Raw genomic sequence first — 11,227 nt, forward strand, 5'->3', positions numbered from 1 at the left:
GCGATGATCCGATCGTCAAGCTGTCCGCCGTGACCGCCTGACCATTCCGGCCATAGCCGGAAATCCCGGTGTCGGCCTCGATCCAGCTACACCACGCTCTGGGACACGATCTCAGTCCTCGAACAGCCTCACCGTTGCCGCCCGTAACTTGGCGAATTCGCGCTCGACGTTCTCTCGGGTCAGCCATGTCTCCGGTTCGAGCCAGCCGGGATTCGCGAACAACGGAGAGCAGAGGAAGCGCGAGCCTTCGGAAGGCGATGAAATAGTCGTCGCGCAGCTCCGACCAAGGAAGCGTCAGAGTCCTCGCGAACCGGTCGTCGGCAGAAGTGGTCCCCCATGATTCTCTAGGGATTCCGAGCGATCCGCCACGCGTCGGCGCCGGCTCGGGACGCTTCGCGCGCGCTCGCGCCGATTCGCGCAGCGTCCGATTTTCGTCCGCAGGAGCCCCTCGTTGGGGAAAATTTCCAGCGGTCCAAAGGCCGAAATCCGGCTCGGGACGAGCGAAAACGGGCTCGGAATCGAAAAAATCGGCCTGCCACGAAAAAAAGTTTGCAGAAATTTTAGGCGCCGAAGCGATTGGAAGACGTCGAATACGGGCCGCTGAGCCATTTTTTTTCGCGCTGTCACTACCTTGTTCCGGCGGTCTCATCAGGCGCGAAAGCTGGCATTCCTCGAGGCATGAAATGGCACCATGGAGACTGTCTCAAGCATATGGATTCGCGATATCAATTCCATGAATTTGGATGAAGGCTTTTTGTTGCAATGCGTGCCGGTGGAATCGAGATTTTGTGTAAGGCCATCGGTGGATTTCGATCAGCGATCCAGGGAGCATGCCAATCTACTTTTCCGGCTTTCAATTTCAGTCCGTAGAAGCGTATTAAATCGCTATCTCCCGCATCGCTCAAACGGCCCGCGCCGATCGGTCCCGTTAAAGTCGACTGTCAGGCGACCACCGGCGGAGCGCGCGGTTACGGTGGCGGGGAACTCCTCGCCGAACGCGTCGCACCGTCCGTTCCAGACGACCGTGTCGCCTGTGCGTCGTACGTTGGAGAAATGGCAGTGCGCGCCATCTCCCTCGATGCTCATCGGGCGTATGTGCAGCCCGCCGGAAACGCGCGAGCAGTCCCGCGAACCCGCTGCCCAGTGGCCGACGATGGTGCGGTATTCGGCAATCGCCTGCGGAGCCGACAAAGCCGCCAAAACAGCCGGCGTCAGCAGCCCGAGCGCGACGCGGCGGCGCAAGAGCTTCATGGACATCGAGGGACCTCTAGAGACATTGCGGGAAGCGTGGAAAACACACGGAGTTGGAACAGGATTTAACACGACGATGCTTGCTCTGAAGTTGCCGTTGTCCTTTGGTTTGACCGCCACCACGGATCGCACCGCGATATCATGCTTTCTTCAGCATGAACCGCAGCGGCAATTGAAGTCGCCGATTTCAAGTGATTGAATGTCCCGCAATCCAATGTTCGCCATGGAGAACCCGATGTCTTGGGGTGCAGAAGTCGGCGCCATCATGGGTCTGAGAGACCGTGCTGACCGACAGGAACAGAAATACGAAAAGGCAATCGCCTCTTGGAAGGCTGAGAATCAGAGACTAGAAGGAGCCCTGCTCCTCGAACAGGCCAATCGAACTTCTTGGGAAACAGTCGCGCTTCGTCTACGCGAAATTCTCAAGGAGGTCGCTCCCGAACATCCGATTCTTCAAGCCACGGGACGCATATATCCCGACGGCCGGAAGGAAAATGGAGTTTCCGAACTGCTCGACCGAGCTTTCTTTGATGAGTTGGAATCGCTCGGCGTGAAGGACGCCCACGCCATTCGTAAACCGGCAAAATGAGTTCCCACCAAATAACCCCCGAGAAACGCGACTGTCCAAGGTGCCGGGCGCGAGAAAGTCCATTCAAAACCCGATTTGCCCGGCGCGTCCGCCTATCTCGAGGGCGCCTCAGATTTACGACCAGCGTCCGCGCGAATGCGTGCGAAGGTGTTGGGGCAGAGCAGATTGAATTGCGCCTCCGCCGCCGCAGTGCCTGCCCACGGCTCCTGAACGTCCCCCTTCGGGCCCCGCCAGGTGATGCCGATATCATAGCTCAGGAAGCGCCAAGCTCCGTCCCATAGCGTGACCGTCTTGGCCTTGCAGTCCGCCTTCGAAGACAAAGTTCGTTCGCCAGTTGCCATACGCTCGCGGTCAGCGCATTGCCTGATCGAGAGCTTGCCTCCGTACCGGGTCGTTTCACCTCCCGGATCGCGCTCGCAGTATTCCAGAAAGTCAGCGGGAGTTACGACGCCGGTGGCCGAGGCGTGGCCGGTATCCAACCCATCGATCGACATCAGCGTGGCCTGCACGCCCTTCGAACTGGTCGCGAACGATCCACGCCTGCCGACCGCCGCGCTGGAGCGACGCCTGAGGTCATCGGCGACGACCTCCTGAACCAAACGGCCCCGATAGCCCTCGACCCATTTCGGCTCCGGCGACCCATCGGACGCATATCGCAAAGCGTCGAGTATGCACACACGGTCGTTCGCGCAGCCCCTCCTGGCCTCCAACGTGGCCTGGGCGACTTTCACCGCCTCCTTGGGATCGGCGAGCTTCGCCCGACGAAAGTCCTCGGCCCGAATCCGGTCGAGTTCGGCGAGTCTCGCGTCCGAGCAAATCGCAATCTCGTCGAGCAAGACGGCCCGGTTACAGGAAAAGCTCGGGTTCGGACGTTCCTCGGACGCCGCCGAACTCCACGCGCCAGCGACGACTGCGGCGACTAAAAACCTTCCAAAGTCCATCATTTCAGCGCGCCGGCTCACGGGCCGCCCTTCACTCGTTTCAGCGGCTGTCCAATTCCAGTTCGATCGGCTTGATATTGTAGAGGATTCGTTTTCTCAACTTCGTCAGCTTTTCGCCGCCGCCGGTCTGCATCTCCACTTGGTCGGCGATCCGCTCGTAGCCCTTCTTCTCGATGTAGTACGATACGCGGTTTTCGACCGACCAAAGCTCGATCGCGTAACATTTGGATGACCGGGCATAGGTCTCGACCCAGCGCATGAGGACGCCGCCGATCCGCTCGTCCCGAATGCTGAGATCCCGACCGATCGCGTCGAGGAACAGAATGCCAGACGGCAGCAGCTTGAAATGGACGAAGGCCTTGATCCTACCGTTTATCTCGTAAACGTAGGCCAGCGAGCTCTGGGTCTGGGTTTGGTACCAGAGATCCCCCCATGTGATGTGTCCGATGGATGGGTCCTCGGATTCCAAGCGGTCTGGATCCCGAAAGACGTCGTCCTCGCGCAGGCGCCTCAGATTCCCGAACGGCGCCTTTTTTCGAAACCTGTTGTTGGGCAGCGGGTCGAGCTGGAAGTAGGGTCGGTCATGTTCTTCGATGAGCAGGCCGAACCAGTTCGGAACGAACTCGGTGGTCCGCTTGACGACCAACGAATAGGACATGACGCTCGATGCGCCCGCCGCGACGAGTTCGTCGGCGGCCCAGCGCATGCTGATGCCCGAGTGGACCGCTGCGTCGATGAGAACGACATTTGCGCCGGTGACTTCCGAAAGCGTCCCTCCGTCGCGTACGGCGACGGTCTTCGTCTTGCGGTCGAACCCCAGCCGCAGCAGCTTCTCCGGCATGGCTCGAGAGCCTTCGACCAGATCGACCAGCTCCTCGCCGATCCGATCGCCGGAAATGCCGAGGGTCGCCCAGACCTTGGGAACGTCCTCTCCCAGCCGCTCCAGCCGGTTGGCGAGATCGGCCAAGTAGCGACGAACACTCTCGTCGCCGATCAAATATGTGTGCAAATTACGCCCCGCGCACGACCCGCAGTGTGGCAATCGGGTGTCGATCCAGTTCCTCACCGAAATCGTCGAAATAGCAGTCGCTACAAACGAAACCTTCGGCGCAATGGCGGTTCCCGGTGATGCTCTCTTGAAGCGGAATGCCGCACGAAACGCAGGTCTCGAGGCCGGCGGTTTGGCCCTCCGCCGTCTCACCCTTATTGATTCTAGTCAGCAATTCCCGATCGGCTGCCACGGCAGCCTTGAATTGGGCGATTGTCAGAGACATGGAACTTTACCTAGAGTGGATACAACGGCCTCGTGGAGGCGCAAAACGCCGCCTGTATGGCTGATATAATAATGCTTGACAACCCACGGCACGCGCGAATCGATTCAAAAATAGTTTAGCGCAAACGGCGAAAGAGGGAACAGGTTAATAGCGGGGAGGCGCGTCCTCGATAAACTGGCGCAATGCATTGATTTAAAACAAATATATATTGCCTAGCTCGAGTTGGCTTTCCCGTTTCCCTAACCGACTCGCTCGCGTCGCATGTCCGCCGCGTCCCTGTATCGCTTGACACCCTGCCGATTTGACGCCGCAGCCATGACTCCAGCGCGGCTGCGGACTTCTGCCTCACACGATCTTCAGGAACCGGTGTGTCGATCCTTGCCCCGACCGCGAAGCCGGCGCAACCGGGCTGTGGATTCGGCATCGAAATCCTCTTGCGGGATGATACAGAGTAGTGATACAGAATCCTTCTCGGGGCGGCCAGCAACTACTTGAAATATCTCGATGTAGTAGTGGTAGAAGAGAATCCCTCCCTCTCCGCCAGCTCACTCAAATCTACTCCTCCGCCTCATTCTAGGCCGCGGACGTCCTCTCACGAGCCGCCTGTCGATCCGCTCCAGCGTCCACCGGCGACACTGTCCGCTTGCCATGCGGCGACTTGCGACTAGCTTGTCTTTCTGTATCCACTTGGATACGGTCGGACATGTTTACGCTCGTTCGATCATCGCCCTTCGACGAATGGCTCTCCGGTCTCGTCGATCGAAAGGGCAAGGCCCGCATATTGGCGCGACTGACGAGCGCCACGCATGGCAATTTCGGCGACTGCGTGCCTGTCGGGGAAGGCGTGTCGGAGATGCGAATTCACTATGGGCCGGGCTATCGCGTCTATTTCGTCAGAAGCGGCGCGACCGTCTATGTGCTGCTCTGCGGCGGCGACAAGAGCTCGCAGCGACGCGATATCGAGCGCGCGAAGGAATTGGCGCGGGAGCTGAAGGAGTGACCCTATGACCAAGAATTTCGCCGCCTTCAACGTGTCCGATTATCTCGATAACGAGGAAACGATCGCAGAATATTTGACGGCCGCCGCAGAGGACGAAAACTCCGACGTCTTGCTCGCAGCGCTTTCGGAAGTCGCGAAGGCGCGCGGCATGGCGCAGGTCGCGGCAGCCGCCGGGCTCGGACGCGAAAGTCTCTATAAAGCCCTCGCCCCCGGCTCACATCCGCGGTTCGAGACGATCAGCGCGGTCTTGCGCGCGTTGAACGTCAAGATCGCTTTGATTCCGGCCTCTTCGGCGACGCCGTGACCGGCGTCGCGCTTTCATTTTTTCATGGTGACGGCAATTCATTTTCGATAACGGAAAATTCGTATCGCCGAAGGGGCGGGGCTCTCACCCCGCCCTCTCGATCGCCTCTTCCAGCGAGTCGCCGGCGCCGACCTGCGTCTCGAACAGGCGCCGATAGACGCCGCCCGAGAGGCGCAGCAGCTCCTCATGCGAGCCGTCCTCGACGATACGGCCGTGATCGAACACCAATATGCGGTCGAGCCGCTGCACCGTCGACAGGCGATGCGCGACGACGATCGTCGTGCGGCCGGCCGACAATTGCTCGATCGCCGCGCGAATATGGAATTCGGACACGGAGTCGAGCGAGGAGGTCGCCTCGTCCAGCACCAATATGGGCGTCGCCGCGAGGATGGCGCGCGCGATCGCCACGCGCTGGCGCTCGCCGCCCGAGAGCTTCACGCCGCGCTCGCCCACCAGAGTCTCATACGCGTCGGGCAGGCGCTCGATGAAAATATCCGCATGGGCGAGACGCGCGGCTTCCGCGATCTCATATTGCGCGGCGTCCGGTCGGCCGTAGGCGATATTCTCGCCGAGCGGCCGGTGGAACAAGATCGGCTCCTGCGCGACGATGCCGATCGCCTGCCGCAGCGAGGCTTGAGTCGCCGCGGCGATGTCCTGGCCGTCGATGAGAATGCGGCCGGCGTCGAGATCGAATTGGCGCTGCAGCAGCTTGACGAAGGTCGTCTTGCCGGCGCCCGAGGCGCCGACGAGGCCGACGCGCTGGCCCGGTCTGATCGTCAGCGAGAAATTCTCATAGAGCTTCCTGCGCGCATTGGGATAGCCGAAGCTCACATTGTCGAAGACGATCTCGCCGCGCGTCACCACGAGCGGCGTCGCGCCGGGGGCGTCGACCACATCCGGCTCCTGCGCGTCGAATTCGACGACATCCTCCATCTCGTTGACGGCGCGCTGCAGATTGCGGACGTGCTCGCCAATGTCGCGCAAATAGCCGTTGATGAGCCCCTGTATGCCGATGAGGCTCACCACGTCGCCGGTCGTCATGCCGCCCTGCGACCACAACATCAGCCCGCAGCCGAGCAGCACGGCCTGCATGACGATCATCACGATCGCCTGCAGCAGCCCCACGGTGGAGCCGCGATACCAGGCGACGAGCGTGCGTTTCCGCCATTCGGCGATCAGCGCCGCAAAGCTCGCATCCTCCCGCCCCTCGGCGGCGAAGCCTTTGACGATCTGATTGCCGGTGATCGAATCGGCGAGCCGCGCGCTCACCGTGGAGTCGAGCGCCTGCGAGACTTGCGCGGCCGGGCTGATCCAGCCGAGCGACAGCCCGATTCCCATCGCCAGAAACAGCGCTATGCCGATCGCCACGACGAGGCCGAGCAGCGGCCAGCGCCAGGACAGCAGCGCCGTGATCGCGACAATGACCGTCGCCGCCGGCAACATGCCGAAGATGAGCGTGTCGGTCAGCGAATCGAACGCCCAGACGCCGCGCGTGACTTTGCGCACCGTCGCGCCGGCGAAGGCGTTGGCGTGCCAGTCGGCGGAAAATCTCTGCACGCGCGCGAAAGACTCGCGCACTAGCGCCGCCATGCCATGCGCCGCGACATGGCAGACGGAGAAGGCGACGAAATTGCGCAGGCAATGAAACAGCAGCACCGTGCCGAGAAACGCGGCGAGCGCCCAGAGCGCGGGCGTGAGCTCGCGGCTCTCGCCGGCGACGACATCGGCGAGATGGCCGGAGGCGACGGGCACAAAGACGTCGACGACATTGGAGACGAGGCGAGCGACGAGCATCGCCGCCAGCAGACGCGGCGAGAGCAGCCAATAGCGGAGCGCGAAGCGCAGCGTTTTCAAATAGGCGGACATGAATCCTGCGGGACGCGCCAACGCCCCGATCCCTTTTTGCGACGAAAGGAAAGCGACGCGGGCTCCAGCGCCCCGTCGCGGCTCGTTCCGGAATGTCTTTCGAGAGAAACTCGTCAGCGCCGACAGTGTCGGCGCGATGACGCGCGAGAGAGAACAGCCCGGATTTTTTGAACCGGGCTCACTGCCTGAACTCTCTAGGCGCGGCCCGGGGAACGATGAGACATGACGAATTTCATCATGGCGACTCCCCGATTCGAAGATGACGACCGCATCGCCTGGGCGATGCGCCATATTGCGCTGCAATATGGCGAGACTCATGCGCCCAAAGCGCGGCTCTGTCAACCATGCCGCCTGACGCCCGGCCTATGAGATCGTAGGACGATAATCCTCAGCGCCCCAATGCAGCACATCGCGCGCACGGGCGGGCCCTCGCGCCTCGCCGGCCAGCCCATAATGCAGTGCGAGCCGCTCGAGCGCGATTTTCAGCACCACTTTGGCGGAACGCTGCGGCCAGCCGCGCTCGCTTTCGACCAACTCCAGCCCTTTCAAATAGCCGCAGACGTCGGTGAGCAGGCCGCCGAGTTCCGGCCCCACGGCGTCGAAGGCGCGGGCGAGGCGCCGGCGCGCGTCGATCGCCACATCGGCGATATTCGCGCCGGCGCCGCCGCCGCGCGCCGAGCCGAGCGCGGCCTCCCAATCGGCGGTGACGCGCTGGAGAATAGCGGCCTGCGTGACGTCGCGGCGAAAGCGCTCGCCGGCCTCGATCTGCTCCGGCGCGAGGAAGGGCCGCCCGGCGCGATCCTTGCGGCGGGCGAGCCAGGCGAGCGGGCTCTCCCCTGCGTCGACGAGCGTCGGGCGCGCGCCTTTCTCCATTATGCGCGGCGAGAGATCGCTGTGCTGGGCGAAAAACGGATTCGCCTCGGCGGGCGCGGCGAGGCGCCTGAGATGCGCGCGGCCCGCTTCCGTCAAACGCAGACGGCGCGCCTGTTCCGCCCCCTCCCAGCGCGCCAGCCCGCGCGCGGCCGCCGCATCGGCGATGGAGCGGGAGAGGCGCGCCCGCGCCACTGTGATCCCCTTGCGTGGCGCCGCCACGACGATCGAGCGCGCGCCGAGCGGGTCCGTCATCGCCTCGGCGCCGGGCTCGCTCATCGCCTCCAACAATCGGCGGAGCGCGCGCGTATCGTCATTGTCGTTATGCCGCTGGCTCATGCTCATGACTCCTCTCCGGTCGGATGCGAGATGAAAGAAAAAGCGAGCGCCTCGAGCAGGCGCTTCTGCGCGCCGAGCGCCTGTTCCAGAGCGACGACCGCGCGATCGAAATTCGCGTCGTCGCGGCGATCCTCTATGCGCGCGCAAGCATGGCGAACACTCGCGCGGTCGCGCGACAGGGCGCGCCCGCAGGCCGAAAGGCTCGCGCCGAAAGCGACGTGGTCGAGATAGAGAGCGAGATGGCGGGCGTCGGCGACAGGGGCGCGGCCGCGGCTGCGCGCGCCGAGCTCGCGCGGGGCGACGCCGCAGGCCGCCGCGACGGCGGCGACGCAGAGTGGGGAAGTGCGGATAGCGGCGTTTCGTTTGGGGCGCATTTGGTCTCGCCTTGCAGGCGTCGCGGCTCTCGGCCGACGACTCTCATGAGGCTATCATGAATTTAATCCTATACAACGGACAAAAAACTTATCCTCGTCTCTCTCCGTTCGGCGATGCTCGGCGCGGGAGGACCGCCATGCCGCGTCGAACATCATCTGCCCATGATCCTTTCCAGGCCCGAGATTCTTTCCAGACCTGCGATCATTCGGAAGCCCGCGATCGCCTTCGCGCGGCAGCGCGCAAAAGCCTGCAGATCGCGCTGCGGGAGAAGGCGGGCGCCTATCGCCGCGAGGACTTCCTGCGCTCGTTTCATCGCCTGTCGCGCGACGCCATCGCCGCCGAGACGCCGGAGGCGGAGGCCGCCGTGCTGAAGGAGCTCGAGCGCGCGCTACGAGCCGAACGCGCCCGCGCCGGACATTGGACCTATGATCTCTCCCGCCATATCGCGCTTCTCGTCGCCCATCGCGCCGAGCAGGCGCGCGCGCTGCGCCTGACGCGCCAAGCGTCCAGCAAGGCGTCCGGCAAGGCGTCCCGCAAAGGAACGGGCAAAGAAACGGGCGAGGGGGGAGACAATTCAGCTCGCCCCGCCATGTGATCCTGGGACGCCGTGTCGCGTGACGCCCTTTGTCGGCCGGCGGGTTTGGGCTAAAAAGCGGTTTCATTCGTCGATGCGTTCGAAGGTCCATTTCGCGTCGTGGGCAAATCGAGAGACCGACCATGTTCTTGGAGAGGCTGCTCGCTCTGGCGACCGGCGCGTTCGTCGCGATCTGTCTCGGCTTCGGACTGACGATGATGGCGCTCGGACCCGGCCGTCGCCTCGCCGAGGCGGCGCATGACGCGCCGCTCGCCGAAGCCGCGCCCGCGGAAGCTCCCGTCGAGCCGCTCCTTTCGGCGCGCGACCGCGTCGAGCGGGCGATCGCCGCCACGGAGGAATACCGGACCTTCTTCTTGCGCCTGCATGAGGACTTTCCGGCCGATTACGCCGCCGCGATCGATTCCTTTTCGCAGGAGCAGCCCGCCGGCGCGGAGGCGGCGAGCGTCGATTTCTATCTCGCCGAATCGGTGCGCCGGCTACGTCAGGCGCGCGGCGTGCTCGCCGCCCGAGCGGAGCCCTCTGTCCTCGCCCGCGTCTTCGATCTGCAGCTCGATGTGCTGCGCGCCATTTCGTCGGAGAACAAAAAGCTCTGCGCCGCCTTTCTCTATGGCGGCGTCGATCAGGATTTCCACAGTTTCGCCGCGCGGCGGCGTGCGCTGGTGGCGGAAATGGCGCTGGTCGGCCTGGAGGCGATCGCCAGCGGCCAGGCCAAGCAGCTCGAGCGCTCGGCGCCGAGCGAGGAGGATTTTCGCGCCTTGGAGAAGGCTCTGGCCGCGCGCGGGCTGCGCAAGGCGGAGATCGACTCGCTGCTCGACGGCAAAACGCCCGATCCGCCCTTCGACGACAAAAAAACCTGCGCTCTCGGCCAGACCTATCTCGAGGCGCTGCGCGCCCTGCCGGAGCCGGTCCGCCTGCGCATCTACGGCCTCGCCGTGGAGCTGATGGCGCGGTCCTGATCCCCGCCCTCGACAGCCTCGCAGACAGGCGGCCGCCGCCATGCGCCATAGCGCCAAGGCGCGAGCGGATGCGCCGCCTCCGGCGTCGTCTGCGGAACCGGATCATATCCATCGCCGCCGCCCGGCCGGCATCGGCAGACGCGCGCAAAGCCCATCCAGCCGCCGGCCCAGAGGCCATGACGGGAAATCGCCTCATCGGCATATTCGGAGCAGCTCGGCAGATAGCGACATTCGCGCCCGATCAATGCCGACAGGCTGAGCCGATAGAGCAGAATGAGCGCGCGAGCGGCGCGGGCGGGAAGCGATCGGAGCATGACGCGGAGCCTATCACGCCCGCGCTCCACAACCGAGGACTGACCGGGCCGAAAGTCGCGCTCGCGCTCGATCGGCGACGACCTCGCGGGCGAGCGGCCGCACCGAGGCCGTCCAGGCGGCGAAGCGGGTCGAGCAGGCGGAAGACCTTGCGCAGGGTCTGGGCGGTGGCGACGCCGTTTTCAAACGGCAGATAGCCCCGCAACCAATCCAAGGCCCCCGCCGCGACTCCTCGACGCCGTCCCAGTCGTCGGCCCCGCAGACGACGCCGACAAGGGCCGTCAGCAAAATCTCGTCGAGCGGATAGGTCACCATCCCAGGGATGCGGTGGTCTGGCACAATCCGCATATGAGCCAAGAAATCCGTCACTATGGCGCGTCAACATGGTCAACGAATCGTTGACGATTTAAGACTCGGCTTTGTCCGGTCTCGCAGCGGGACCGGCAGGGCTCCGAATCCGGGTTAACGGGCTGAAGCGCCCAAAGCTGTGGCGAGATAATCGTCTCTCCATCCGGCGATTTTTCTGCGGAGCTTGATGCTCGTGCGCCTGGGCTT

Annotated in this window: 15 protein-coding genes; 6 read left to right on the forward strand and 9 right to left on the reverse strand. The window is 63.6% G+C overall.

Annotated features, from left to right (window positions below; translation table 11 throughout):
* Positions 1-885: 885 nt before the first annotated feature.
* Entirely contained in the window at positions 886-1,257 is a 372-nt protein-coding gene (locus FMZ75_RS20205) for a hypothetical protein (protein ID WP_166145847.1), read from the reverse strand.
* Positions 1,258-1,450: 193 nt separating this feature from the next.
* Here FMZ75_RS20205 and FMZ75_RS20210 point away from each other — a divergent pair, with 193 nt between their 5' ends.
* Positions 1,451-1,840 (forward strand): hypothetical protein, encoded by a 390-nt coding sequence (locus tag FMZ75_RS20210; protein WP_166145850.1) that lies wholly within the window; start codon positions 1,451-1,453, stop codon positions 1,838-1,840.
* Positions 1,841-1,932: 92 nt separating this feature from the next.
* On the opposite strand, the gene FMZ75_RS20215 is transcribed toward FMZ75_RS20210, so the two are convergent.
* From FMZ75_RS20215 to FMZ75_RS20225, 3 genes are read right to left on the reverse strand one after another with little or no spacing between them, the layout of a single operon-like run.
* Entirely contained in the window at positions 1,933-2,784 is an 852-nt protein-coding gene (locus FMZ75_RS20215) for a hypothetical protein (RefSeq protein WP_166145853.1), read from the reverse strand.
* A gap of 37 nt (positions 2,785-2,821) precedes the next feature.
* A complete protein-coding gene (locus tag FMZ75_RS20220) occupies positions 2,822-3,778 on the reverse strand; it encodes a GNAT family N-acetyltransferase (protein WP_166145856.1) in 957 nt (318 codons plus the stop codon).
* A gap of 13 nt (positions 3,779-3,791) precedes the next feature.
* Positions 3,792-4,055: a hypothetical protein gene (locus FMZ75_RS20225; protein WP_166145859.1), complete on the reverse strand. Its 264-nt coding sequence runs from the start codon at positions 4,053-4,055 to the stop codon at positions 3,792-3,794.
* A gap of 703 nt (positions 4,056-4,758) precedes the next feature.
* Here FMZ75_RS20225 and FMZ75_RS20230 point away from each other — a divergent pair.
* Together FMZ75_RS20230 and FMZ75_RS20235 are read left to right on the forward strand one after the other, a co-directional pair.
* Positions 4,759-5,055, forward strand: coding sequence for a type II toxin-antitoxin system RelE/ParE family toxin (locus tag FMZ75_RS20230; RefSeq protein ID WP_166145862.1), 297 nt, complete (start codon positions 4,759-4,761; stop codon positions 5,053-5,055).
* A gap of 4 nt (positions 5,056-5,059) precedes the next feature.
* A complete protein-coding gene (locus FMZ75_RS20235) occupies positions 5,060-5,359 on the forward strand; it encodes an addiction module antidote protein (RefSeq protein ID WP_166145865.1) in 300 nt (99 codons plus the stop codon).
* 84 nt (positions 5,360-5,443) lie between these two features.
* On the opposite strand, the gene FMZ75_RS20240 is transcribed toward FMZ75_RS20235, so the two are convergent.
* Positions 5,444-7,225: an ABC transporter ATP-binding protein gene (locus FMZ75_RS20240; RefSeq protein WP_166145868.1), complete on the reverse strand. Its 1,782-nt coding sequence runs from the start codon at positions 7,223-7,225 to the stop codon at positions 5,444-5,446.
* A 222-nt stretch (positions 7,226-7,447) separates the two neighbouring features.
* Between FMZ75_RS20240 and FMZ75_RS20245 the strand changes: the two genes are divergently transcribed.
* The gene (locus FMZ75_RS20245) at positions 7,448-7,594 is read left to right on the forward strand and encodes a hypothetical protein (RefSeq protein WP_158271721.1); all 147 of its coding nucleotides are present in this window, start codon (positions 7,448-7,450) and stop codon (positions 7,592-7,594) included.
* Here FMZ75_RS20245 and FMZ75_RS20250 read toward each other — a convergent pair.
* Complete coding sequence (locus FMZ75_RS20250) at positions 7,589-8,434, reverse strand: DUF6456 domain-containing protein (RefSeq protein ID WP_108915323.1); 846 nt, start codon at positions 8,432-8,434, stop codon at positions 7,589-7,591. The genes FMZ75_RS20245 and FMZ75_RS20250 overlap by 6 nt on opposite strands.
* A 2-nt stretch (positions 8,435-8,436) precedes the next feature.
* Positions 8,437-8,808, reverse strand: coding sequence for a helix-turn-helix domain-containing protein (locus tag FMZ75_RS20255; protein ID WP_166145871.1), 372 nt, complete (start codon positions 8,806-8,808; stop codon positions 8,437-8,439).
* A gap of 137 nt (positions 8,809-8,945) precedes the next feature.
* Here FMZ75_RS20255 and FMZ75_RS21785 point away from each other — a divergent pair, with 137 nt between their 5' ends.
* Both FMZ75_RS21785 and FMZ75_RS20265 read left to right on the forward strand, forming a co-directional pair.
* On the forward strand, positions 8,946-9,404 hold the full coding sequence (locus FMZ75_RS21785) for a hypothetical protein (RefSeq protein WP_246729148.1): 459 nt from the start codon (positions 8,946-8,948) through the stop codon (positions 9,402-9,404).
* A 122-nt stretch (positions 9,405-9,526) separates the two neighbouring features.
* The gene (locus FMZ75_RS20265; RefSeq protein WP_166145874.1) at positions 9,527-10,360 is read left to right on the forward strand and encodes a hypothetical protein; all 834 of its coding nucleotides are present in this window, start codon (positions 9,527-9,529) and stop codon (positions 10,358-10,360) included.
* Here the strand turns inward: FMZ75_RS20265 and yidD are convergent.
* Both yidD and FMZ75_RS22300 read right to left on the reverse strand, forming a co-directional pair.
* On the reverse strand, positions 10,324-10,674 hold the full coding sequence (gene yidD, locus FMZ75_RS20270; RefSeq protein ID WP_108915590.1) for a membrane protein insertion efficiency factor YidD: 351 nt from the start codon (positions 10,672-10,674) through the stop codon (positions 10,324-10,326). The genes FMZ75_RS20265 and yidD overlap by 37 nt on opposite strands.
* Positions 10,675-10,687: 13 nt before the next feature.
* Complete coding sequence (locus FMZ75_RS22300; protein WP_370464767.1) at positions 10,688-11,020, reverse strand: transposase family protein; 333 nt, start codon at positions 11,018-11,020, stop codon at positions 10,688-10,690.
* Positions 11,021-11,227 lie beyond the last annotated feature (207 nt).

The organism is Methylosinus sp. RM1, assembly GCF_011378635.1.
Classification (GTDB): domain Bacteria; phylum Pseudomonadota; class Alphaproteobacteria; order Rhizobiales; family Beijerinckiaceae; genus Methylosinus; species Methylosinus sporium.